At 64.4% G+C, this 23,388-nt stretch carries 26 protein-coding genes; 15 read left to right on the plus strand and 11 right to left on the minus strand.

Annotated features, from left to right (window positions below; all coding sequences use genetic code 11):
* Positions 1 to 231 precede the first annotated feature (231 nt).
* The 5 genes from WG900_RS01375 to WG900_RS01395 are packed head-to-tail and all read right to left on the minus strand — an operon-like array spanning position 232 to position 5,028.
* Positions 232 to 489, minus strand: coding sequence for an ATP synthase F1 subunit epsilon (locus tag WG900_RS01375; protein ID WP_310535326.1), 258 nt, complete (start codon positions 487 to 489; stop codon positions 232 to 234).
* A gap of 3 nt (positions 490 to 492) precedes the next feature.
* Positions 493 to 2,013, minus strand: a complete 1,521-nt coding sequence (atpD, locus tag WG900_RS01380) for a F0F1 ATP synthase subunit beta (RefSeq protein ID WP_339964139.1) — start codon at positions 2,011 to 2,013, stop codon at positions 493 to 495.
* Positions 2,014 to 2,037: 24 nt separating this feature from the next.
* Entirely contained in the window at positions 2,038 to 2,913 is an 876-nt protein-coding gene (locus WG900_RS01385) for a F0F1 ATP synthase subunit gamma (RefSeq protein WP_339964140.1), read from the minus strand.
* A gap of 27 nt (positions 2,914 to 2,940) precedes the next feature.
* The gene (gene atpA / locus WG900_RS01390) at positions 2,941 to 4,470 is read right to left on the minus strand and encodes a F0F1 ATP synthase subunit alpha (protein WP_339965298.1); all 1,530 of its coding nucleotides are present in this window, start codon (positions 4,468 to 4,470) and stop codon (positions 2,941 to 2,943) included.
* 3 nt (positions 4,471 to 4,473) lie between these two features.
* The gene (locus WG900_RS01395) at positions 4,474 to 5,028 is read right to left on the minus strand and encodes a F0F1 ATP synthase subunit delta (protein WP_339964141.1); all 555 of its coding nucleotides are present in this window, start codon (positions 5,026 to 5,028) and stop codon (positions 4,474 to 4,476) included.
* Between the two features lie 291 nt (positions 5,029 to 5,319).
* Between WG900_RS01395 and WG900_RS01400 the strand changes: the two genes are divergently transcribed.
* The 3 genes from WG900_RS01400 (at position 5,320) to WG900_RS01410 (ending at position 7,782) form a co-directional block, all read left to right on the plus strand.
* The gene (locus WG900_RS01400; RefSeq protein ID WP_339964142.1) at positions 5,320 to 5,799 is read left to right on the plus strand and encodes a DUF1203 domain-containing protein; all 480 of its coding nucleotides are present in this window, start codon (positions 5,320 to 5,322) and stop codon (positions 5,797 to 5,799) included.
* Complete coding sequence (gene ada / locus WG900_RS01405) at positions 5,796 to 6,821, plus strand: bifunctional DNA-binding transcriptional regulator/O6-methylguanine-DNA methyltransferase Ada (protein ID WP_339964144.1); 1,026 nt, start codon at positions 5,796 to 5,798, stop codon at positions 6,819 to 6,821. The genes WG900_RS01400 and ada overlap by 4 nt, the downstream gene beginning before the upstream one ends.
* Positions 6,822 to 6,885: 64 nt before the next feature.
* Complete coding sequence (locus WG900_RS01410) at positions 6,886 to 7,782, plus strand: CPBP family intramembrane glutamic endopeptidase (protein WP_339964145.1); 897 nt, start codon at positions 6,886 to 6,888, stop codon at positions 7,780 to 7,782.
* Positions 7,783 to 7,800: 18 nt separating this feature from the next.
* On the opposite strand, the gene WG900_RS01415 is transcribed toward WG900_RS01410, so the two are convergent.
* The 3 genes from WG900_RS01415 to WG900_RS01425 form a co-directional block, all read right to left on the minus strand.
* Positions 7,801 to 8,673 (minus strand): tetratricopeptide repeat protein, encoded by an 873-nt coding sequence (locus tag WG900_RS01415; RefSeq protein ID WP_339964146.1) that lies wholly within the window; start codon positions 8,671 to 8,673, stop codon positions 7,801 to 7,803.
* A gap of 6 nt (positions 8,674 to 8,679) precedes the next feature.
* Positions 8,680 to 9,135 carry a hypothetical protein gene (locus WG900_RS01420; protein WP_339964147.1) on the minus strand — a complete coding sequence of 152 codons (456 nt, stop codon included), beginning with the start codon at positions 9,133 to 9,135 and terminating at the stop codon, positions 8,680 to 8,682.
* A gap of 228 nt (positions 9,136 to 9,363) precedes the next feature.
* Positions 9,364 to 11,529 carry a primosomal protein N' gene (locus WG900_RS01425; RefSeq protein ID WP_339964149.1) on the minus strand — a complete coding sequence of 722 codons (2,166 nt, stop codon included), beginning with the start codon at positions 11,527 to 11,529 and terminating at the stop codon, positions 9,364 to 9,366.
* A 46-nt stretch (positions 11,530 to 11,575) separates the two neighbouring features.
* Here WG900_RS01425 and WG900_RS01430 point away from each other — a divergent pair, with 46 nt between their 5' ends.
* From WG900_RS01430 to WG900_RS01460, 7 genes are read left to right on the plus strand one after another with little or no spacing between them, the layout of a single operon-like run.
* Complete coding sequence (locus WG900_RS01430) at positions 11,576 to 12,277, plus strand: DUF4197 domain-containing protein (protein WP_339964150.1); 702 nt, start codon at positions 11,576 to 11,578, stop codon at positions 12,275 to 12,277.
* A gap of 58 nt (positions 12,278 to 12,335) precedes the next feature.
* Positions 12,336 to 12,986: a fructose-6-phosphate aldolase gene (gene fsa / locus WG900_RS01435; protein ID WP_339964151.1), complete on the plus strand. Its 651-nt coding sequence runs from the start codon at positions 12,336 to 12,338 to the stop codon at positions 12,984 to 12,986.
* Between the two features lie 9 nt (positions 12,987 to 12,995).
* Positions 12,996 to 14,810 carry a cobaltochelatase subunit CobT gene (gene cobT, locus WG900_RS01440; protein ID WP_339964153.1) on the plus strand — a complete coding sequence of 605 codons (1,815 nt, stop codon included), beginning with the start codon at positions 12,996 to 12,998 and terminating at the stop codon, positions 14,808 to 14,810.
* A gap of 13 nt (positions 14,811 to 14,823) precedes the next feature.
* The gene (locus WG900_RS01445) at positions 14,824 to 15,558 is read left to right on the plus strand and encodes a hypothetical protein (protein ID WP_339964155.1); all 735 of its coding nucleotides are present in this window, start codon (positions 14,824 to 14,826) and stop codon (positions 15,556 to 15,558) included.
* Between the two features lie 49 nt (positions 15,559 to 15,607).
* Entirely contained in the window at positions 15,608 to 17,080 is a 1,473-nt protein-coding gene (gene cysS / locus WG900_RS01450; protein ID WP_339964157.1) for a cysteine--tRNA ligase, read from the plus strand.
* Positions 17,077 to 17,538, plus strand: a complete 462-nt coding sequence (locus WG900_RS01455; RefSeq protein ID WP_339964159.1) for an RES family NAD+ phosphorylase — start codon at positions 17,077 to 17,079, stop codon at positions 17,536 to 17,538. The genes cysS and WG900_RS01455 overlap by 4 nt, the downstream gene beginning before the upstream one ends.
* Positions 17,535 to 18,473, plus strand: coding sequence for an NAD(P)-dependent oxidoreductase (locus WG900_RS01460; RefSeq protein WP_339964161.1), 939 nt, complete (start codon positions 17,535 to 17,537; stop codon positions 18,471 to 18,473). The genes WG900_RS01455 and WG900_RS01460 overlap by 4 nt, the downstream gene beginning before the upstream one ends.
* Here WG900_RS01460 and WG900_RS01465 read toward each other — a convergent pair whose 3' ends face one another.
* Positions 18,474 to 18,845, minus strand: a complete 372-nt coding sequence (locus WG900_RS01465; protein ID WP_339964163.1) for a hypothetical protein — start codon at positions 18,843 to 18,845, stop codon at positions 18,474 to 18,476.
* Positions 18,835 to 19,023: a hypothetical protein gene (locus WG900_RS01470; protein ID WP_339964165.1), complete on the minus strand. Its 189-nt coding sequence runs from the start codon at positions 19,021 to 19,023 to the stop codon at positions 18,835 to 18,837. The genes WG900_RS01465 and WG900_RS01470 overlap by 11 nt, the downstream gene beginning before the upstream one ends.
* 98 nt (positions 19,024 to 19,121) lie before the next feature.
* On the opposite strand from WG900_RS01470, the gene WG900_RS01475 reads away from it, so the two are divergent.
* Together WG900_RS01475 and WG900_RS01480 are read left to right on the plus strand one after the other, a co-directional pair.
* Positions 19,122 to 19,772, plus strand: a complete 651-nt coding sequence (locus WG900_RS01475) for a S24 family peptidase (protein WP_339964167.1) — start codon at positions 19,122 to 19,124, stop codon at positions 19,770 to 19,772.
* An 86-nt stretch (positions 19,773 to 19,858) separates the two neighbouring features.
* Positions 19,859 to 20,521 (plus strand): MBL fold metallo-hydrolase, encoded by a 663-nt coding sequence (locus WG900_RS01480; protein ID WP_339964169.1) that lies wholly within the window; start codon positions 19,859 to 19,861, stop codon positions 20,519 to 20,521.
* A 16-nt stretch (positions 20,522 to 20,537) separates the two neighbouring features.
* On the opposite strand, the gene WG900_RS01485 is transcribed toward WG900_RS01480, so the two are convergent.
* Positions 20,538 to 20,933 carry an MAPEG family protein gene (locus WG900_RS01485; RefSeq protein ID WP_339964171.1) on the minus strand — a complete coding sequence of 132 codons (396 nt, stop codon included), beginning with the start codon at positions 20,931 to 20,933 and terminating at the stop codon, positions 20,538 to 20,540.
* A gap of 172 nt (positions 20,934 to 21,105) precedes the next feature.
* Between WG900_RS01485 and rpmF the strand changes: the two genes are divergently transcribed.
* The 3 genes from rpmF to WG900_RS01500 are packed head-to-tail and all read left to right on the plus strand — an operon-like array spanning position 21,106 to position 23,357.
* Complete coding sequence (gene rpmF, locus WG900_RS01490; protein WP_339964173.1) at positions 21,106 to 21,285, plus strand: 50S ribosomal protein L32; 180 nt, start codon at positions 21,106 to 21,108, stop codon at positions 21,283 to 21,285.
* Positions 21,286 to 21,309: 24 nt separating this feature from the next.
* Positions 21,310 to 22,389, plus strand: a complete 1,080-nt coding sequence (gene plsX, locus WG900_RS01495) for a phosphate acyltransferase PlsX (RefSeq protein WP_339964175.1) — start codon at positions 21,310 to 21,312, stop codon at positions 22,387 to 22,389.
* A complete protein-coding gene (locus WG900_RS01500) occupies positions 22,386 to 23,357 on the plus strand; it encodes a beta-ketoacyl-ACP synthase III (protein WP_339964176.1) in 972 nt (323 codons plus the stop codon). Before plsX ends, WG900_RS01500 begins: the two co-directional genes overlap by 4 nt.
* Positions 23,358 to 23,388: the final 31 nt, after the last annotated feature.

Here is a 23,388-nt window from a genome sequence, read left to right on the forward strand (position 1 = left end):
CAAGACCAAGCTTTGGGCAGGCGATTCCCACTATTTTCGCCATTGCCCCCTCCGGTCGCCCCCGCGCAGGCGGGGGCCCATCCGAACTCTAATGCGGACGGCAAGGTCTCGGATTAGCGGATGGGGCAGATGGGCCCCCGCCTGCGCGGGGGCGACGGCTGGGTAGAGGGCACTAACGAAAACGGGGCGGATTGCTCCGCCCCGTTTCAATTCGTGTCCGTAAAAAGCGTTTCAGCCTTCGACGTGCTCGGCGAGGACGGTCAGGCCGGCATCGCCGACTTCGGCGAAACCACCCTGAACGCGGATCTCTTCCGGCGCGGCGCCGGCGGTCTTGTAGACCAGCAGCGCGCCGTCGCGGACAGTCGACATCACCGGAGCATGGCCTTCCAGCACGCCGAAATCGCCCTCGGTGCCGGGGACGACGACCATGTGGACGTCTTCCGAGCGGACGAGCTTTGCCGGGGTAACGAGTTCGAAGTGCAGCGCCATGTCTTAAGCCTCTTCAGCCAGCTTCTTGGCCTTGGCGATCGCTTCGTCGATGCCGCCGACCATGTAGAAGGCGTTCTCGGGAAGGTGATCGTATTCGCCGTCAACCACAGCCTTGAAGCTCTTCACAGTGTCTTCGATCTGCACGAACTTGCCGGGGATGCCGGTGAAGACTTCGGCGACGTGGAACGGCTGGGACAGGAACTTCTGGATCTTGCGCGCGCGGGCCACGGTGAGCTTATCTTCTTCCGAAAGCTCGTCCATGCCGAGAATGGCGATGATGTCCTGAAGCGACTTGTACTTCTGCAGCGTTTCCTGAACGCGGCGCGAGGTTTCGTAGTGCTCTTGGCCGACAACGGCAGGGGTCAGAACGCGGCTGGTCGAGTCGAGCGGGTCAACTGCCGGGTAGATGCCCAGTTCCGAAATCGCGCGGTTCAGCGTGGTCGTCGCGTCAAGGTGAGCGAACGATGCGGCCGGTGCAGGGTCGGTAAGATCGTCGGCCGGAACGTAAATCGCCTGAACCGAGGTGATCGAACCCTTGTTGGTCGAGGTGATGCGTTCCTGCAGCTGGCCCATGTCGGTCGACAGGGTCGGCTGGTAGCCCACGGCCGAAGGAATACGGCCGAGCAGGGCCGACACTTCCGAACCCGCCTGCGTGAAGCGGAAGATGTTGTCGACGAAGAACAGCACGTCCTGGCCTTCTTCATCGCGGAAATATTCGGCCATGGTCAGGCCCGAAAGCGCGACGCGAGCGCGGGCACCCGGAGGCTCGTTCATCTGGCCGAAGACCAGCGCCACCTTCGAACCTTCAGGCGTCGGGTTGCCGTCCGCGTCCTTGGCGATAACGCCGGCGTCGAGGAATTCGTGATAGAGATCGTTGCCTTCGCGGGTGCGTTCACCCACGCCTGCGAAGACCGAAACGCCGCCGTGGCCCTTGGCAATGTTGTTGATCAGTTCCTGAATAAGAACCGTCTTGCCCACGCCGGCGCCGCCGAACAGGCCGATCTTGCCGCCCTTTGCGTAAGGCGCGATGAGATCGATCACCTTGATGCCGGTGACGAGGATCGCGGCTTCGGTCGACTGATCGATGAAGGCAGGGGCCTCGGCGTGGATCGGGTTGCGCTTGGCTTCGCCCACCGGGCCGCGCTCGTCGATCGGCTCGCCGATGACGTTAAGGATGCGGCCGAGCGTCATCGGACCAACGGGTACCGAGATCTGCGCGCCGGTGCTGGTCACCGGCTGGCCGCGGGTCAGGCCGTCGGTTGCGTCCATGGCGATGGTGCGCACGGTGTTTTCACCAAGGTGCTGCGCCACTTCGAGAACGAGGCGGTTGCCGTTGTTGTCGGTTTCGAGAGCCGAAAGGATCGCCGGCAGTTCGCCGGTGAAGGTCACGTCGACAACAGCGCCGATGACCTGGCTGATCTTGCCGGTGGCGACGAGAGCCGTCTTGGGAGCGGCGGCCTTCTTGGCCGGAGCCTTGGCGGGTGCCTTGGCTGCTGGGGTCTTGGTCTTGGCTGCGGTTGCCATGTCTAGTTCCTTGCCTTGAATGCTTTAGAGCGCTTCGGCGCCAGCGATAATTTCGATCAGTTCGGTCGTGATCGCGGCCTGGCGGCTGCGGTTGTACTGAATGGTCAGCTTGTTGATCAGGTCGCCCGCGTTGCGCGTGGCGTTGTCCATCGCGGTCATCGATGCACCCTGTTCAGAGGCCTGATTTTCCAGCAGCGCGCCGAACAGCTGGGTGCGCAGGTAGCGCGGCAGCAGTTCAGCGAGGATTTCCGCTTCGCCCGGTTCGTATTCGACCGAAGCACCGACCGCGGCTGAAGCCTCAGCCTTGGGGGCGGGGACGGGGATGATCTGCTGTTCGGTCGGTTCCTGGACCAGCGCCGACTTGAACTTGGCGTAGAACAGGTGGGCGACGTCAAACTTGCCGGCCTCGTACATGGCCATCAGCTCTTCAGCCACGGCGCTGGCTTCGTTGAAGCCGGGTTCGCGCACCTCGGAGGTGTCGAACATGGCGGCAACGTCCTTCGGGTACTCGCGGCGGATGACCGCGCGGCCCTTCTTGCCGACGAGGTAGAACAGCACGGTCTTGCCTTCGGCCACGAGGGCCTGAGCCTTGAGACGGGCAGCCTTGACGATGTTGGCGTTGAATGCGCCGCACAGGCCCTTGTCGCTGTTGGCGACGACGAGCAGGTGCACCTGATCCTTGCCGGTGCCGGCGAGCAGCTTCGGCGCGCTATCGCCCGAAACCTTGCCGGCGATCGAGGCCATCACCGCAGCCAGGCGCCCGGCATAGGGGCGCGCAGCCTCAGCCGCAGCCTGCGCTTTACGCAGTTTTGCGGCCGCGACCATCTGCTTGGCCTTGGTGATCTTCTGGGTCGACTTGACCGAGTTGATCCGACCCTTGAGTTCCTTCAGCGAGGCCATGATGGCTCCCTAGTTAGCTCGTGGGGCTCAGGCGAACTGCTTGCCGAAAGCGGCAAGCGCCGCGACCGTCTGCTTCTTCGCATCGTCACCGAAATCGCGGGTGTCGCGGATCAGCTTGAGCGTGTCGGCATGCTTGTCGCGCATGAAGCTGAGCATTTCGGCTTCATAACGGGTGACTTCGCTGGTCGGGATCGCGTCGATATAGCCGTTGGTGCCGGCGAAGATCGAAACGGTCTGTTCCTCGAACGACAGCGGGCTGAACTGGGCCTGCTTGAGCAGCTCCGTCAGGCGCGCGCCGCGGTTGAGCAGCTTCTGGGTCGAAGCGTCGAGGTCCGAACCGAACTGCGCGAAGGCCGCCATTTCGCGGTACTGCGCTAGCTCGAGCTTGATCGAGCCCGACACCTTCTTCATCGCCTTGGTCTGTGCAGCCGAGCCAACGCGCGACACCGACAGACCGACGTTGATCGCCGGACGGACGCCCTGATAGAACAGGCCGGTTTCAAGGAAGATCTGGCCGTCGGTGATCGAGATCACGTTGGTCGGAATGTAGGCCGAAACGTCACCCGCCTGGGTTTCGATGATCGGCAGCGCGGTCAGCGAACCGCCGCCCAGCGAACCGTTCATCTTCGCAGCGCGTTCCAGAAGACGGCTGTGGAGATAGAACACGTCACCCGGATAGGCTTCGCGGCCCGGAGGACGACGCAGCAGCAGCGACATCTGGCGGTAAGCCACGGCCTGCTTGGAAAGATCGTCATAGACGATGACGGCGTGCATGCCGTTGTCGCGGAAATATTCGCCCATGGTCACGCCGGTGTAGGGCGCGAGGTACTGCAGAGGCGCGGGCTCAGAAGCGGTAGCGGCCACGACGATGGTGTATTCCATCGCGCCGTTTTCTTCGAGCTGACGGACGATCTGCGCCACGGTCGAGCGCTTCTGGCCGACGGCGACGTAGATGCAGTACAGCTTCTTCGATTCGTCGGTGCCGGCGTTCGCTTCCTTCTGGTTGATGAAGGTGTCGATCGCGACGGCGGTCTTGCCGGTCTGGCGGTCACCGATGATCAGCTCGCGCTGGCCGCGGCCCACGGGGACGAGTGCGTCGAGCGCCTTGAGGCCGGTCTGCACCGGTTCATTCACTGACTGGCGCGGGATGATGCCGGGAGCCTTCTTTTCTACGCGCATACGGGCTTCGGCCTTGATCGGGCCTTTGCCGTCGATCGGGTTGCCCAGAGCGTCAACAACGCGGCCGAGCAGGCCCTTGCCAACGGGGACGTCCACGATGGTCTGCGTGCGCTTGACCTGATCGCCTTCCTTGATCTCGCTGTCCGAGCCAAAGATCACGACGCCAACGTTATCGGTTTCGAGGTTGAGCGCCATGCCCTTAACCCCGTTCGAGAACTCGACCATTTCGCCGGCCTGGACCTGATCGAGACCGTGGATACGGGCGATACCGTCACCAACCGAGAGCACCGAGCCTACTTCCGAAACCTGAGCTTCGTTGCCGAAGCTGGCGATCTGGTCCTTGATGACCTTCGAAATTTCTGCCGCGCGGATTTCCATCATTCAGCCTTTCATCGCATTTGCGAGCGTATTCAAACGGGTGCGGATCGAGCTATCGATCTGGCGGGAGCCGACGCGCACGACCAGACCGCCAAGGATGGCGGGGTCGACGGTGGCCTTGAGCTTTACGTCCTTGCCTTCACGCTCTTTCAGCTTGGCGGAAAGCGCCTTGATCTGGGCATCGGACAGCGGGTGCGCGCTGGTGACTTCGGCGCTCACTTCACCGCGCTGGGCGGCGGCGATCGCGGCGAAGGCCCGAACGATGTTAGGCAGCACGGCAAGGCGCCGGTTGCCGGCGAGCACACCAAGGAAGTTCTGGGTGAGGGGCGAGAGCTTGAGCGCCGTGGCGAGGTTGCCCATCGCCGCAGCCGCAGCCTCACGCGTGACGCGTGGGTTGCGAATCAGCGCGGCGAGGTCAGGCGAGACGGCAACCGCCTCACCCAGCTTTTCGAGGTCGCCCTCGACAGCGGAAGTCTTGCCCTGTTCGCTGGCCAGGTCGAACAATGCGGAAGCATAACGCCCCTGCAAGCTCGCCGTAATGCCGCCGGAATTTTCCACGCGCGTCGGTTCCTTCATACCGGGTGACAGACAGGGAGGCGTATGCGCACCCGAAGCGCGCTCCTCCTGTCGACGGGGGCGCGCATAGCACGAAATTGCTGCGATGCAAGGCGGCGGGCGCACAACGGCAAATCCGCGTGCGGGCGATGCGGGGCATTTGTCGCCGTCCGCCGCCGATTCGCAAAGAATTGCGGTGTGAAAGCCGCCCGGGCGGTTTGAAAGCATGAGTCGGGAAGGCGCGCGGCGGCGGGGCGACTAACGCCGGGGAAAGGCAATTTACTGGAGCCCCGCATGACCTATCGAATCACCGGCCTTTCCCCGCAGGACTTCGCTCCGCTGTTCACGCTTGGCGATGAGGCGCTGGCGGAGGCGGGGGCCTGCCGGGTTACCGCCAGCGCCAGCCGCGGTTTTCCCTGCCGGGTCAGTCTTGAGGACGCGCTCGAGGGGGAGGAGTTGATCCTGCTCCACCATGTCAGCCACGATGTCGCCACGCCCTATCGCAGTGCTTATGCTATCTATGTGCGCAAGGACGCGGCGCAGGCAGGTCCCTATATAGACTGCACCCCGCCGGTGTTCGAGGGACGGCCGCTGGGCCTGCGCGGCTTTGAGGCGGATGGGATGCTCAAGGACGCCCGCCTTGCCGCACCGGGGCAAAGTGATGCCGCCATCCGCGAACTGTTTGCCGATCCGCGCATTGCCTATATCGATGCCCACAACGCCGCGCATGGCTGCTTTGCCGCGCGAATCGAACGGCACGGAGACGGGCAATGATCGCCGCAATCGATGAGGACCTGTGCTGGACCGCCGTCCTCGCCCGCGACCGCGCGTTCGATGGGCGCTTTGTCATGGGCGTGCTGACTACGGGTATCTATTGCCGCCCGTCGTGTTCAGCGCGGCATCCCCGGCGTGAGAATGTGACGTTCTTCGCCAATGGCGCAGCGGCGCGCGAGACGGGCCTGCGGGCGTGCAAACGCTGCCTGCCCGATGACGTCAGCCGGGATGAGAAGGCTGTGCTTGCCGCGATCGAGACGATCAAGGCCAGCGAGGAAGTCCCCGTGCTCGCTGGGCTGGCCAGTGATGCCGGCTATTCGGTGTCGCACTTCCAGCGGCTGTTCACGCGGCTGACCGGCCTGTCCCCCGCCGCTTACAGTCGCGCATTGAGGCTTGAACGCGCGGCGGAAGCATTGTCGGCGGGCGAAACCGTGACCGGCGCGATTTACGAGGCAGGCTATTCCGCTCCCTCGCGGTTCTATGAAGCAAGCGAAAGGCTGGGCATGGCTCCATCGGTATGGGCGAACGGCGGCAAAGGCGTGACGATCCGCTGGGCCGTGGTGGACACCTACCTTGGCCCGATGCTCGTCGCTGCGACCGACAAGGGTGTCTGCCGCTTGTCGTTCAACGAAGGCGCGGATGATCTCGCCGCGCGGTTCCCGGCAGCGGAGCTTATTGAAGGCGGGGAGGGCTTCTCCGCGCTGCTCAGTGAAGTCGTGCGCGCGGTCGAAGCGCCCGACCAGCCGCATTCGGTGCCGCTCGACGTGCGCGGGACGGCGTTTCAGGAAGCGGTGTGGCGCGAGTTGCGGCGCATCCCGGCGGGCGAGACGCGCTCCTATTCCGATATTGCCGCCGCCGTCGGCGCGCCCAAGGCCGTGCGCGCCTGCGGTTCGGCTAATGGGGCGAACAATGTCGCCGTGCTGATCCCGTGCCACCGCGTGGTCCGCAGCGACGGCAGCCTTGGCGGCTATGCCTATGGCCTCGACATCAAGCGCAAGCTGCTGGCGCGGGAAGGCGGCTGATCAAGCGTCTCGACAATTTGAGCCTGATCGCGGACACACGGCGCAGACAGGGAGCTTGCCGACTATGCCGATGATCGATCCAGCCGCACCGCAACCCGGCAAGCCCCCGCTATGGCGCAAGGTCTGGGAATTCCCGCTGGTGGCGATGATAGTTTCGCTGGCTCTGGTCATCGCGGCGATCTTTGGATCGGGCTGGCTGTTTTCGGACCTGCCGAAGCGGATGGACAAGGTGAGCGCCATTGCCATTCAGGGCACGGCGGCAACGCTGCTGGTCGTGCTGGTGATGAAATACCTCATCTCGCGGCTTGGACGGCACAAGCAGGACGACTTTCCGCTGGCTCCGGCAATGATGGACTGGACGCGCGGGCTGGTGATCGGATCCGGCCTGATGGCGCTGGCCGTGGGCATCGCGGCGTTGCTTGGCGTCTATCGTATCACCGGCTGGGGCACGGGCCGCGACCTGGTACTGGTGCTGTTCAGCGCCGGACTGGTCGCCGGTTTCGTCGAGGAATCGCTCTTCCGCGGCGTTCTGTTTCGCTGGATCGAGGAGATGCTGGGATCGTGGGGGGCGCTGGCGATCACCTCGTTTCTGTTCGGCTTCGCGCACTTCTTCAACGACAACGCCACTGTGTTCTCCTCGGTCGCCATCGCGCTTGAGGCCGGGATCATGCTGGGGGCCTGCTATATGCTCACGCGCTCGTTGTGGCTGGCGGTCGGCCTGCACATGGGCTGGAACGTGACTCAGGGCTATGTCTTCGCCGTGCCGGTGTCGGGCCATCCGGTCCAAGGCATGGTTCGCGCGGAGCTAAGCGGCCACCCGCTGCTGTCGGGCGGAGCCTTCGGGCTTGAAGCCTCGGTTATCGGGCTGGGTGTGGCGACGGCGGCGGGCCTGTGGCTGCTGCGGCGTGCGATTGCCGCCGGGCAACTGCGTCCGCCGATGTGGGCGAGGCCAAAGGGCTGACCTCGCCCAACTACCAGCCTACTTATCTTCCTTCGGGTCTTCGATCTTCGCCAGCTGTTCGGAGAGGATCTTGAGCGCGCCTGGCGTATCATTGGCCTGCAGCCGCGCCATCGCCTTGCCCATGTAGTTCTTTTCCTGATCGCGCCCGTCGAATGAAAAGGCGAGCGGGGCGAGGACCTGCCCGGCGGGCTTGGGGCGGTTTTCCTCAAGCAGTTGGCGGGTCAGGATCATGCGAAAGTAATAGTCGTGCCGCGCCATGTCATAGGCATCTTCAAGCGCGATCGCGGCGGCTTCGGGGATCGTACGTTCCGGTGCGCGGCGGTATGACATGTAATAGTCGATCAGCGGGCGCGGATCGGCCTTGTCGAGATTGCGCGCCTTGACCAGCCAGGTGCGAGCCAGCTTGAAGCGGTCCGCCGGGCCTTCCTTGGGCTCGATCATCTCCCGCGCCTTGAAGATCATCGCGTCGGTCGATCTGGGGTTGATCCCCAGCGCGCGGTCCGCCGCCTGCGTCGCCCCGGCAAAATCCTGAGCGTCGAGTCCGGCTTCGGCGGCAAGCAGTTGAAGCTGCATGTTCGCCGGTCTGCCGCTGCCGCGCGAAACCAGGATGCGGTCGCCCATGAGCTTCGCCTCGGCCGGGTCAAGTGCCCGGATCGTCACCTTCGGCGGCTGGTAGTTTGGCGGCCTGACCTCAACCGCGGGCAGGTTGCTGGTCTTGTACTTGGTCAGCTCGGTGTTGAGCTTGTTCAGATCGCCAAATGCCTCTTTCGCGGCGTCCAGCCCCGGCTTTCCGTCCGACAGCAGCTTCAGGTAAGTGCTGATCTGGCCCTGGCGGTTCTTGCCAAAAGTCATGTAGTGCGTCAGCAGCCAGCCGACGCTGTACTTCTGCATCACGTTCTACATCTTTTCATATTTGAAGGCCGGGTCGAGCAGCTTGGCAACGTTGAGCTGCTGCATCTCGAACAGTTCGAACGAGCGGTGGTTCGCCGGGCGGCCCACCAGGAAGCTGCCATCGGGCCGCAGCTCTATCGTCGAATTCGCCTCGGCAAAGCCTTCGACGTACCAGCTGGGGTAAGTGGTGTGGAACGTGTTGAGCATGAAATGGTGCGTATATTCGTGGAACAGCACCACTTCCGGCTTCATCTGCGAGCGGTCATCGACCCGCTCCCGTGAGCCCGAGTTGACATAGGCCCGGGCCGGCGTGAACGCCACCGGATAGGCCGCGCGCGGGATGTAAAAGCCGGCCACCCCCGCGCTCCCCGCCAGTTGCCCGATCGTGCGCGTTTCACCATAGCGATAGACCACAACCTTGTTGACGTGAGGCACCGGCTTGTCCGCCGGCATGTTCTGCATGACGCGCAAGGCGTTGTCGAAGCGTTCCAGCCGTTCGGCGAAAGCGATGGTATCGGCCTTGCTATCGTCCGAATAGATAATGAAGTGATTGGTGCGGGCTTCGTGTCATTCGGCGCTGGCGGCACTTGCCAGCATGGCCACGCTCGCCGCGACCGCGAACTTAATGAATATGATGACTATGTGTCCCCAAAGCAGAGCTTATGGGGTCAGCTTATCGAGTCATTTGAATTACACAAACGAGTATGGATCAATATCGACAGCAACCCGCACACCGTGTGAAAATCGCAACGGATCGAGCCAGGTGCGGATAACGTCCTGCAACTCGGCTGATCGGCGCGCGTTGATCAGTAGGCGATAGCGATAGCGCCCGCGCAGCAGCGACAGCGGCGCGGCGGCAGGGCCAAGCACCAGCACATCGGGCAGGTCCGGGCGCGATCCGCCGATGGTGCGGGCGGCCTCGCGTGCCTCTGCCTCATCCTCCGAGGAAATGATGATCGCCGCCCAGCGCCCGAACGGCGGCGCCATGGCATCGCGCCGGGCTTCGGCCTCGGCGGCGTAGAAGGAATCGCGGTCGCCGCTGGCCAGTGCCTCGATTACGGCGGCTTCGGGATGGCGCGTCTGGATCAGCACTTCGCCCGGTTTCTCACCGCGCCCGGCACGACCCGCAACCTGGGCGATCTGCTGATAGGTCCGCTCGCCGGCGCGCAAGTCGCCGCCTTCAAGGCCAAGATCGGCATCGACCACGCCCACCAAAGTGAGTTCGGGGAAGTGATAGCCCTTGGTCACCAATTGCGTGCCGACGATCACGTCGATCATGCCGTTTTCCGCCGCCTCAACGAATTCGTTGATCTTCGCCGGACTGTTGAGCGTGTCGGAGGTAACGAGCGCGATCCGCGCTTCGGGCAGGATCTCGCGAACTTCGTCGGCGATGCGCTCCACGCCGGGGCCGCAGGCGACGAGGCAGTCAGCGGTGTGGCATTCGGGGCAAGTCTCGGGCGGCGGGGTTTCAAAGCCGCAATGGTGGCAGGCGAGCCGGCGCGACAGGCGGTGTTCGACCAGCCAGGCCGTGCAATTGGGGCACTGGAAGCGGTGGCCGCAATTGCGGCACAGTGTCAGCGGGGCATAGCCGCGGCGATTGAGGAACAGCAGGCTCTGCTCGCCGCGCTCCAGCCGCGCCTTCAACTCCTTGACCAGGCGAGGGGCAAGCCAATGCCCGCGCTCGGGCTGTTCGCTGCGCAAGTCGACGATCTGGATGTCCGGCATGGTCGCGCCGCCGAAGCGCGCGGGCAGGTCGATTTTCTCGTAAACTCCGGCCTCGGCCAGTTGCATCGATTCGAGCGCGGGGGTGGCGCTGGCAAGGATCACCGGGGCCTTTTCGAACTTGGCGCGCATCACCGCGACATCGCGCGCGTTATAGCGCACGCCGTCATCCTGCTTGAATGACACCTCGTGCGCCTCGTCGACGACGATCAGCCCCAGCCGCGCATAGGGCATGAACAGCGCTGAGCGTGCCCCGACGACGACCTGCGCCTCACCTCGCACGATCGCCCGCCATGCGCGGCGGCGCTCGGTGGACTTGAGCGAGGAGTGCCACAGAACTGGCGGCACTCCGAAGCGCGCTTCGAAGCGGCGCAGGAAATTCTCTGTCAGGGCAATTTCAGGGAGCAGGACGAGCACCTGCTGGCCCAGCCGCAGCGCCTCGGCCACGGCTTCGAAATAGCATTCAGTCTTGCCCGATCCGGTGACGCCGTCGAGCAGGAAGGGTGCGAAGCCGCCCTTGGTCACGGCTGCGACAAAGCGGTCAGCGGCAGCGGTCTGGTCTTCGCTGAGTTCGGGCTGGGCAAAGTCGGCGCGGGCGCGGGGGTAGGGGCGGTCAAGATCGACAATCACCGGTTCGAGCAGCCCGGCCCCCACCATGCCGCGAAGCACGCCTTCGGAGACCGAGGCGCGCTCGGCCAGTTCGCGGATCGTCGCTTGCTCGCCGTCCAGCGCGTCCATGGCTGCGGCCCGCTGCGGGGTGAGGCGCTTGGGTTCCAGTCCGGTAAGCCGGTATTCGGTCATCGTCCCGCCGCCCCGCAGCGCCGCCGAAGATCCCAGCGCCATCCGCGCCACGGCGGCCAGCGGCGCGCAGTAGTAATCGGCAGTCCACTCAATCAGCCGGCGCAGCGGCGCGGGCAGCGGCGGCACCGGCATGACTTCGAGCAGCGGGCGCAGCTTGGCATCGGGAACTTCGGTTCCTGGCAGTCGTTCCGCCTCCCAGACAACGCCCAGCACCTGCCGGGGGCCGAGCGGCGCGACCACGACCGAGCCGTATTCAATGGCCATGCCTTCGGGCACCCGGTAATCAAGCACCGGCAAGGCCGAATTGAACACAAGGAGTCGGGCGCGGTTCATGCAGAGCCACTTAGACACTGCACGGGCGCAGGCAAAGGAGCGGAAGATGAAAGCTGATCATGGAATGACGGAACCGGGCATCATTGCCAGTCGCCGCGCGCTCCTCGCCGGGCTTGCTGCCACTTCGGCGCTGACCGTTGCCGGTTGCGCCTCGCTCCCACCTTTCAGCCTGACCGAGGCGATCCGCCGCCTGCTCCTGCTGTCCAGCCGCAATGCGCTGTCGCGGCTTATGGCTCCGGGCGGCTTCTGGGACAACCAGCTGGCGCGGCTCGACCTGCCCGAAGTGTTCGGATCGCGGCGCGGCGGCGTGTTGGAACGGATTCTCACCGGACCTGCTTTTCGCAGCCGGCTGCAGCGCGAATTGAACCACGTGGCCGAGGACGGCGCCCGCCGCGCCGCGCCTGTTGTTGCTGATGCCGTGCGGGTGATCGGCGTACGCAATGCCATTGAACTGGTGCGCGGCGGTCCAAGCGCGGCAACCGCTTACCTGCGCGGCGAAATGGGCAGTCGCCTGATCGAGGAGATGTTCCCCGCGCTCGCCGACGGCCTGCGTGTGGCCCGCGATCCTATCATCGGCGAGGCGCTGGCGGCGCTCACCGGCGTCGACTTGCCCAGTGTCGCACGCCAGCTCGCGGTAGAGGCGGACAACGCGATCTGGGGCGAGATCGGGCGCGAGGAAGCCTTCATCCGCGCGAACCCCGAAAGCACCAACGATCCGATGCTGATCAGCGTGTTCAAGGTGGTCTAGCCCCGCCGCGATGCCTTCCCTATAGGCTGGTGGGAATCGCAAGCTGGAGCATGCCGCCGTGAAGTTCTTCGCTGACACCGCCGAAATCGCCGACATCAAGGAACTCGCCGCCACCGGCTTGCTCGATGGCGTGACCACCAACCCTTCGCTGATCATGAAATCGGGCCGCGATTTCATGGAAGTGACCCGCGAAATCTGCGGCATCGTCGCCGGCCCGGTCAGCGCCGAAGTCGTCGCGCTCGATCACGAAGGCATGATGCGTGAGGCCGAAGTGCTCCGCAAGATCGCCGACAACGTCTGCATCAAGGTGCCGCTGACCATCGACGGCCTCAAGACCTGCAAGGCGCTGACGTCTGAGGGCACTATGGTCAACGTCACGCTCTGCTTCTCGGCCAATCAGGCGCTGCTTGCCGCCAAGGCCGGCGCGACCTTCGTCTCGCCCTTCGTCGGCCGGCACGATGACAACGGCTTTGACGGCATGCAGCTGATCTCCGACATCCGCCTGATCTATGACAATTACGCCTATCCCACCGAAATCCTCGTCGCTTCGGTGCGCCACGGCATCCACGTGCTCGAAGCCGCCAAGATCGGCGCCGACGTGATGACCGCGCCGCCTGCCGTGATCAAGGGTCTGGTCAAGCACGTGCTGACCGACAAGGGCATCGAAGGCTTCATGGCCGACTGGGCCAAGACCGGGCAGTCGATCTAGGGCGCGCACTTGGCCGACGAATCCCCTCTCGACCGGTTCAAGACCGTCCTCACCGGCGCGGCGCGGGCGATTTCGCGCGAGCGGGAGCTTGAGGTCGCGTGGACGGCAGACCAGCCGGTGATCACCGGCAACACCATGCGTGTGCCAATGCCGGGCCGGGCGCTCCCCCGCGCGCAGGTTGCCGAAGTGCGCGGCTTTGCGGATTCGTTTGCGCTCAAGAAGCGGCATCACAGCGACGCGCTCCACGCCCGCTCGGCCCCCGCGGAACCCTCGGCCAGGGCCTGCTATGACGCCATCGAGACCGTGCGTTACGAGGCGCTAGGGGCCAAGGCCTACCCGGGGATGCGGGTAAACCTCGATGCGGCGCAGGGCGTGCGGATGGCGAGCGATCCCATCACCCGCGCGACCCGCAGCGATGAAGTGCCGATCCAGGCCGCGCTGGCCCTCATGCTGCGCGAACACCTCACCGGCCAGCCCGTGCCCGATGCGGCGCGCGGCGGCGTGGAGCTGTTGCGCGGCTGGATCGAGGAACGCGCCGGCAGCGATTTTGACGCGCTGGCGGCCACGCTCGATGACCAGAAGGCGTTTCAGGGCCTCGCGCTCGACATGCTGCAGCATCTCGAACTCACCCGCGCCCAGCCGGAGGAGCAGGAGCCGACCGATTCTGAAGACCAGGACGGCGAGGAGGAAACCGAGGAGGACGAGGAAGGCAACGAAGCGGGCGCCGATCAGGAACCGCAGGAAGTCGCCGCCCAGCCGAGCGATGGCGAAGATGACGCCGATGGCGAGAACCAGCGCGAGGAAGGCGACCAACCTGAAGATGCCGAACCCGGCGACGACGGCGAGGAGGGAATGCTCCCCGTCCGCCCGAACCGCCCGTGGACCGACGATCCTTCGACCTTTGACTACAAGGTCTGGTCCGACAAGTTCGATGAGGTCATCTCCGCCAGCGAACTGTGCGATGATGAGGAACTGACCCGCCTGCGCGCCTATCTCGACGCGCAGTTGAAGGGCCTGCAATCGATCGTCACCCGGCTCGCCAACCGGCTGCAGCGCCGGCTGATGGCGCAGCAGAACCGCTCGTGGGACTTCGATCAGGAAGAGGGCCTGATCGATGCCGCGCGGCTGGCCCGCGTGGTGATCTCGCCCGGGCATTCGCTGTCCTACAAGGTCGAGCGCGAGGTCGAGTTCAAGGACACCATTGTCACGCTGCTGATCGACAATTCCGGTTCGATGCGCGGGCGGCCGATCTCCATCGCCGCGATCAGCGCCGACGTGCTCGCCCGCACGCTTGAACGCTGCGGGGTGAAGACCGAGATCCTCGGATTCACCACCCGCGCATGGAAGGGCGGGCAGAGCCGCGAGTCCTGGCTGGCGGGCGGCAAGCCGGCCCAGCCCGGCCGCCTCAACGACCTGCGCCACATCGTCTACAAGAAAGCCGACGAGCCCTATCGCCACGCGCGCAAGAACCTCGGCCTGATGATGCGCGAAGGCCTGCTCAAGGAAAACATCGACGGCGAGGCACTGCTCTGGGCACACACCCGCCTGCTCGCCCGGTCCGAAGACCGCCGCATCCTGATGGTGATTTCGGATGGCGCGCCGGTGGACGATTCGACACTCAGCGTGAATTCGGCAGGCTATCTCGAATCGCACCTGCGCAAAGTGATCGACTGGATCGAACGGCAGTCCCCCGTCCAGCTCGTCGCCATCGGCATCGGCCATGACGTAACGCGCTATTATCGCCGCGCGGTGACGATCATGGACGTGGAGCAGCTTGGCGGAACGATGATCGAGCAGTTGGCGGGGCTGTTCGAGGGGGAGTGAGGGGAACGACGTGATGTCGCAGTTGCAGAAGGAGCGACAGTTCTACCTTGCACTCGTCCTGATCATCGTCGCGAGCGTATTCTTCGGTTTTGCGCAGACCTATCTGACGCGTGATCAAATGTTCGGCTCATCAGTCCCGCTGCCGAAGGCAGTTCACGTTCACGGCATGGCGTTTTTGGCGTGGTACGTCTTGCTGGCCGCGCAGGCAGGTCTCGTCATGCGAGGCGCGATGCGCCTCCACCGCACGTTCGGAACCCTGAGTCTTGCGCTGGCAGCGATCATGGTGGCTGGCGGACTTCTGGTGATCGGCGTGCGTATGCGCGATGGTCTCGCCGGAAATCCCTTCTGGTCGTCATTTTCACTCGTCATTCTCTCGAATCTGATCCTCTTCGCGGGGTATTTCGTCGCTGCGATTCGGTACCGTACCCGTGCCGACCAGCATCGCCGTTACATAGTTCTGGCTGCTGCCACGGGGAGCGGTGCGGCGCAGTTCCGGTCTTTGACTTTGGTGATGGGCCAGAGTTTCTGGGCGGTGCCGACAGGCATCCTTGTCACCAACCTGTTCGTGATTGCCGCGATGGTCGGCGAAAAGGCGATCCGCGGCAAAGTATCGACTACTTACAAAGTGGCGCTGGCCATCACCGTGGCATTCGAACTCGCGCTTTTCGGTGCGGCCTTTACCAGCGGTGGCACAGCGATCCAAGAGGCCTTCGTGGCCTTGATGGGACAGCTGCTGGAGTTTTACTGATCAAGGCTGGGTGTTGACCCCGGCGTCATCCGGCGTAAGGCCTCGCGCCATGACTTCTGCCACCCCCCTCAAGCTGTTCAACAGCCTCACCCGCCAGCTGGAGCCGTTCCAGCCCGTTTACGCGAACGAGGCACGGGTCTATACGTGCGGGCCGACGGTCTACAATTACCCGCATATCGGCAACATGCGCGCCTATGTCTTCGCTGACGTTCTGGGCCGCACGCTGAGCTTGAAGGGCTACAAGCTCACCCACGTCATCAACATCACCGATGTCGGGCACCTGACCGACGATGCCGATGCCGGCGAGGACAAGATGGAGAAGATGGCGACGGCGCAGGCGCAGTCGATCTGGGACATCGCCGAGCATTACAAGCAGGCTTACTGGGCCGACGTGAAGGCGCTCAACATCCGCCAGCCTGCGCAGTGGACGGTCGCTACCGACTACGTCCCGCAGATGATCGAATTCGCCAAGGGCATTGCCGAAAAGCACTGCTACGAGCTCGACAGCGGGCTCTATTTCGACGTCTCGACCGTTGCCGATTATGGCCGGCTTGCCCGCGCCGTGACCGAGGACGGGGAAGGCCGCATCGAAGAGGTCGATGGCAAGCGCAACGCCGCTGACTTCGCGATCTGGCGCAAGACCCCGGCGGGCGAGAAGCGCCAGATGGAATGGGATTCGCCGTGGGGCAGGGGGGCTCCCGGCTGGCACCTCGAATGCTCGGTCATGTCGGGCGAAGTGCTCGGCTTCCCGTTCGACATCCACACCGGCGGCATCGATCACCGCGAGATCCACCACCCGAACGAGATCGCGCAGAACCAGGCCCATTGCTGCACCAATGGCCTAGACCGCGCGGAGAATTCCGGCGCGCGCATCTGGATGCACAACAACTTCCTCGTCGAACGCAGCGGCAAGATGAGCAAGTCGGCGGGCGAGTTCCTGCGGCTGCAACTGCTGATCGACAAGGGCTATCACCCGCTCGCCTACCGCATGATGTGCCTGCAGGCGCATTACCGCAGCGAGCTGGAGTTCAGCTGGGAAGGTCTGGGCGCGGCGCTGGTCCGGCTGAAGCGGATGGTGATGGCCCTGCACAAATGGACCGACCGCCTGAAGGACACCCAGACGCCCGGCGACTGCTGGGAGCGCGAACGCGTCACCCGCGAGCTGGTCGAACGCTTCGATGCGGCGATCAGCGTCGATCTCAACACCGCCGACGCCTTGAAGGTGCTTGAGGAACTCCTTTCGCTGAAAGGCACCGCGCCCGAATGCGTGGTGACCGCGGCAAGCCAGATGGACCGCGTCATGGGGCTTGGCCTCGCCGCGATCCGGCGCGAAGATCTGCGTTTGCGCCCCAAGATCGCCACGATCACCGAGGCCGAAATCGAAGCCGCGCTCGCCGCCCGCAAGGAAGCCCGCGCCGCCAAGGATTTCGCCACCTCCGACCGTCTCCGCGACGAACTTGCGGCGCAGGGCGTCGAGGTGATGGACGGCGATCCGCTCGGCTGGGAATGGAAGCTCGGGTGAAGCTTTGGCGCCTCACCCGAGTGCCCTTTACGGCGCTCGATGGGAAAGGGGCGCTGGACAAAGGCACGCGCTATGCGTCGCCGGGAAGGTCCGTTGTCAGCCTCGCCAGTGAAGCCGGTCTCGCCGTGTTGGTTGCGCTGCGCTATCAGCCGCCCGACTTCAGCGAGCACCCGGACGACCTGGTGCTTGGCTGGACCGAAACCGATGCAATGCCCGATCGGGTTCCTGCTGGCGACGACGATGCGATCCGCGCCTTTGTCGGTCAGTGGCTGGACGAACGCCGCTCGCTGCTCGCTGCCGTGCAAAGCCGGGTGTTGCCAGAGGCGGATGTGATCCTGATGAACCCGATGCATCCCGACGCGGCGCGGGTGCCGCCGCTCGTGACCCGGCCATTCAGCTTTGCTGAATGCCTGCATCTCCCGCCCATGCTGGCCAGCTATTCCGGAGAGAGCGCATGACCGTCGCCGTCTTCAACGGCCTGATCCGCCCTTTGCTCGAAGGGCGGTTGCCGGATTGGGTCGAGCCGCGCTGGTTTCTCTCGACCGAGGAATTGCTCGCTCTCGCGCCCGAAGCCGAAATCGGCTGGTTCGATACATATGACCTCCCGGCCCGTGCCGAATCCGCGCGGCGGGCGGTCAAGCTCAAGTGGATGAACACGCTGGGCGCCGGGGTGGAGGAACTGCCGCTCGATATCTTTCGCGCGAATGGCGTTATCCTGACCAATGGGGCGGGGATCAACGCCGTGACCATCGCGGAGTACGCGGTGATGGGCATGTTGGTCGTCGCCAAGGGCTACCGGCAGGTCATGCGCGCGGCGGAGCGGCATGAGTGGCTGTCCGATAGCCCCGGCAAGGTCGAACTGCTCGGCAACAAGGCGCTGGTCATCGGCGCGGGCGCGATCGGCGGCGGCATTGCCGAGCGACTGGCACCCTTTGGCGTCGAAGTGACCAAGGTGCGTCGCACACCGGGCGAAGGCGAACTCGGCCCGGATGACTGGCGCTCGCGGCTGGGCGAATTCGACTGGGTGATCGTCACCGCGCCCTCGACCAGCGCCACCGAACACATGATCGGCGAAGGCGAACTCGCAGCGATGAAGTCCACCGCCACGCTGATGAACTTCGCGCGCGGCAATCTGGTGGATCAGCCGGCGCTGGCCGCCGCGTTAAAAGCGCGCAAGATCCGGGCGGCATGGCTTGACGTGGTCGATCCTGAACCCCTGCCGCCCGAACACGAGCTGTGGACGCTCGATAACGCGCATATCTCGATGCACCTGTCCGGCCGGGCGCAGAACCTGATGTTCATCCGCAGCGCCGACCGGTTCCTCGCCAATCTCGACCGCTGGCACCGCGGCGAACCGCTGAGCCACGTGGTCGATCTCGGCGCGGGTTACTGATTACACCTCGTCCAGCAGCAGCAGGTCCACCTCGATAACGAAAGTCGGCACCGGCAGCATGTCGAGCCGGGCTTCGATCACGGCTGCGTCGGCCACCAACTGCCCGGGGATGGCGAATTCGTGATCGGGCAGCAAGGCGATGAAGTGCTCGGCGGCTTCAACCGCTTCTGCCCCGGTGAAGGTGAAGGCGGCGGTGTGGCGGGTGCCCGAGAATGTGGCGCTGGTCCAGGGGCGCTCGGCGTGGCTGAGCAGTTCGGCGTGGCCGCCCGCAAGCCCGATCAGGCTGTCGAGCAAGCGCGCCCAGGGGCCGCGCGTGCGCTTGCCGCGTGCTGTTTCCTGCATGGCGCGCGTGGCGTGACTGTCAATTTGCATTGGCCGATTCTCCGTAATTGTTCATGAAATGTTCCACCCGTCGTTCTGTTTCAGGACGCGGGCTGCGGCCATTGCGCAAGTCGCCGACGAAGCGCGGATCGTGCGCTGCCAGTCGGCCGAACTTGGTCCACGGCATTCCGGTCTGGCGCAGGAATTTCTCGATCCGGCGAATGAGCATTGAGCGTCCCTTCTTGGCGACTCGTTACTGGGTGTCTGTTTAGGTGACCGGCGAAATCCTACTTGTATAGGAAAATTACATCGTATAGATAGATCAGCATGGAAGCCACCGATCCCCGCGCCCGATTGCTCCAGCTTGCCGAGCAACGCGGCGTCAGTCTTGCCGCCCTTTCAACCCTGATCGGACGGAATGCTACGTATTTACAACAGTTCGTGCGCAAGGGCAGCCCGCGCAAGCTGGACGAGGGGGACCGGCGGACGCTGGCCTCCTACTTCGGTGTGAGCGATTCGGAACTGGGTGCGCCGGGGGAAATTTCCTCGGCTCGCGCTGAGGGCGGTCGGCGCAGTGACTTCGTCGACATTCTGCGCTTGCCGCTGGGCGCATCGGCCGGGCCGGGGGCCTTCGCCGCTGAAGAAGTGCCGGTGGGCACCTTCCGTTTTTCCACCCGCTGGCTGCGCGGGCAGGGGTTCGATCCCGCCATGCTCAGTGCGATCGAGGTGACCGGCGATTCGATGGAGCCGCTGCTGCGCGACGGCGACGAGATCCTCGTCGATCGCACCCCGCGCCCGCTGCGCGACGGGGTCCACGTTGTGCGGATCGGCGATGCCCTGATGGTCAAGCGCGTCCAGTCGGGCGTGCCGGGGCGGATCGTGCTTGAGAGCGAAAACCCGGCCTATCGCCCGATCGAGCTGCCGCCCGAGGAAGTGCGGGTGGTGGGGCGCGTGGTGTGGAAAAGCGGGCGTTTGTAAGGGAAACTGTCGTCATCCCGCAGGCGTACTGTATGCCGGCGCATTCCCGGTTGTCAGCCCGTTAAATGGACGGCAAGGACGGCGGCATGACTGACACACTTCCTCCTCTCCGCGCCGCCATCGTGCCCGTGACGCCGTTCGAGCAGAACTGCTCGCTGCTGTGGTGCACCAAGACCATGCGCGGCGTGCTGGTTGATCCCGGAGGCGATCTTGATCGGCTGAAACTGGCGATTTCGCGCGCGGGAATCACTGTGGAAAAGCTGCTGATCACCCACGGCCACATGGATCACTGCGGCATGGCCGGGGTCTTGGCGCGCGATCTGGGCGTGCCGATCGAAGGGCCGCATCAGGATGACCTGTTCTGGATCGAAAGCCTTGACGATCCGTCGAAACGGTACGGGCTGGAGGGCGAGAGCTTCACCCCCGATCGCTGGCTGCATGACGGCGATACCGTGACCTTTGGCGAGGTCGAAATGCAGGTGATTCACTGCCCTGGACATACGCCGGGCCATGTCGTGTTTTTCCACGAGCCCACGCGGCTGGCCGTGGTGGGTGACGTTATTTTCCAGGGCTCAATCGGGCGGACCGACTTTCCCAAGGGCAACCATGCCGATCTGATCGCCTCGATTACCGAACGGCTGTGGCCGCTGGGCAATGATGTCACTTTCATCCCCGGCCACGGCCCCACAAGCACGTTCGGCCACGAACGGCTGACAAACCCGTTCGTGGCCGACGCCAAATACCGCTGATCGCGGCGGAATTCGGTCAGAACTTGTTCAGCGCGATCAGCACGCTGACGACCACCAGACCAAGCTGGATCACCATGCCGGTGAGCATGCCGATGCCGCGTCCGGCCTTGAAACCGCCGTCCATGCCGATCGCGTGGGCCACGCGGCCAAGGATGAACACCGCGCCGACCGGGGCCAGCCACGCGCCGCCCTTGCCGGCAGCCTCGACCAAGGCGATGGCCAGCAGGGTCAGCGGCACCTGCTCGATGAAGTTGAGCTGGGCGCGCATGCGGCGCAGGATGGCTTCGTTGCCGCCGTCGCCCACCGAAACGCCGTGCGCATGGCGCAGCTTGCCGATGCGCATGCTCAGCCAGAAATTGACAACCAGCGCCGCGGCCGTGAGGCACAAGGTGGTTGGAAGCAGTACAATCATGAAATTCTCCCCCGTTTTCGTTATCCGAAAGGTCAGGTCACGGTAGCCCATTCCTAGCGGCTTGCAACGGCGACGAAATAGTCTATAGGCCCGCCTTCGCTGTCCTCGGGTCCCACGGACTCGCAGTGGCAATACGACCCATTCTTTCGCAGATTCAGGAACAGGTGCCGCAATGGCTGTCCCCAAAAGAAAAACTTCGCCCTCCCGCCGGGGCATGCGCCGCAGCCATGATGCGCTGAAGGTCGATGCCTTCCACGAATGCGGCAATTGCGGCGAACTGAAGCGCCCGCATCACCTGTGCACCTCCTGCGGCCATTATAACGGTCGCGAGATCCTCGCCGTCGGCCTCTAAGGCCGGACGAGGGGGATCGAACGCATGAGCCTGCCGCGTATCGCCGTTGATGCGATGGGCGGCGATGAAGGCGTGCGCGTCATGGTTGAGGGCGCGGCGCTTGCTCGCCGTCGCCACGATCGTTTCAAGTTTCTGCTGGTGGGCGATGAAATGCTCATCAAGGCAGCGCTTGAAAACCACCCGAATCTGCGGGCTGCATCCGAAATCCTCCACGCGCCCGAAACCATTTCGGGTGAGGAAAAGCCCAGCCAGGCGCTGCGCCGGGCCAAGCACACATCGATGGGCATGGCGGTGAACGCCGTGAAGGCCGGACATGCCGGTGCCGCAGTCAGCGGCGGCAATACCGGCGCGCTGATGGCGATTTCCAAGCTCGCGCTGCGCACCATGCCGGGGATCGACCGGCCCGCGCTCGCCGCGCTGCTGCCGACGCTGGGCGACAACGACGTCATCATGCTCGACCTTGGCGCCAACACCGAATGCGATGCGCGCAATCTCGTCCAGTTTGCCATCATGGGCGCGGCCTATTCGCGGATCGTCACCGATCTCGATTCGCCCCGCGTGCGCCTGCTCAACATCGGCACCGAAGAAAACAAGGGCACCGAATCGCTGCGCGATGCCGCCAATCAGCTCAAATTGGCAGCACAGGGTCTGGAACTGACCTTTGACGGGTTTACCGAAGCGGACAAGATCTGCCGCGGCGATGTTGACGTGGTGGTGAGCGACGGCTTTTCCGGCAACATCGCGCTGAAAGCGGTCGAAGGCACGGCTCGTTTCGTCGGTGACCTGCTCAAGCGTGCCTTCACCTCGTCGCTGCGTTCGAAGCTCGGCTTCCTCGTCTCGCGCCCGGCGACCGAACTGCTGCGCGGTCACCTTGATCCCAACAACCACAACGGCGCGGTGTTCCTTGGTCTGAACGGCATCGTCGTGAAGAGCCACGGCTCGGCCTCGGCGCTGGGCGTGGCCAATGCGGTGCATGTTACCGCCCGCCTGCTTGAGGAAAACCTCATCGAACGTATTTCCGGCGATCTCGCCAAGCTGGGCGGCCACGGGCTGGGCAATGGCCGCGCGGCCAAGGGGGCTGCGGCCAAGGATGCTGCAGAATGACCCTGCGCGCTGTCATTACCGGCACCGGATCGGCCCTGCCGGTGCGCCGCGTCGACAATGAAGAGATGGCGCGGCTGGTCGATACCAGCGATGATTGGATTCGCGAACGCACCGGCATCCGCAGCCGCTATTTCGCCGGAGAAGGCGAAACCACCTCGACCCTCGCCACGGCGGCGGCGCGCAAGGCGATTGAGGCTGCCGGCATCGACGCCAGTTCGATCGACCTGATCGTGCTGGGCACGACCACGCCGGACCAGACCTTTCCCGCCACCGCGACCACAGTTCAGGCCGCGCTCGGCTGCAATGGCGGCATGGCTTTTGACGTTCAGGCGGTCTGCTCGGGCTTCCTTTACGCGCTCGGTGTGGCCGATTCGATGATCCGTTCGGGCATGGCCAGCAAGGCACTGGTAATCGGCGCCGAAACGATGAGCCGCCTGCTCGATTTCGATGATCGCGGCACCTGCGTGCTGTTTGGTGACGGTGCTGGCGCAGTTGTCCTCGAAGGGCGCGAAAGCGACGATCCTGATGCTCCCGGTATCCTTGCCACGAAGCTCCACGCGGATGGCGCGCACAACGAATTGCTGTTCGTCGATGGCGGCGCTTCGACCACCGGAACGGTCGGTAAGCTTCGGATGACCGGCAATCAGGTGTTCAAGCACGCGGTCAACAATCTGGCCGACGTACTGCGCGAAGTACTTGAAATATCAGGCAGACAGGCCTCCGATATCGACTGGGTCGTACCGCATCAGGCCAATTCCCGGATTATCGAGGGCACAGCAAAAAAGCTCGGCCTGCCGATGGACCGCGTGATCATGACCGTCGATCAGCACGCCAACACCTCGGCTGCTTCGGTGCCGCTGGCGCTGGATGCCGCGGTGCGTGACGGGCGGATCGTGCCGGGCCAGCTGATTGTTCTGGAAGCGATGGGCGGCGGCTTTACCTGGGGTGCCAGCCTGGTCCGCATGTGATTCGGCGGATAGGAAACGCGTCAGGGCGCAT

Source organism: Novosphingobium aquae, from assembly GCF_037572715.1.
Classification (GTDB): Bacteria; Pseudomonadota; Alphaproteobacteria; order Sphingomonadales; family Sphingomonadaceae; genus Novosphingobium; species Novosphingobium aquae.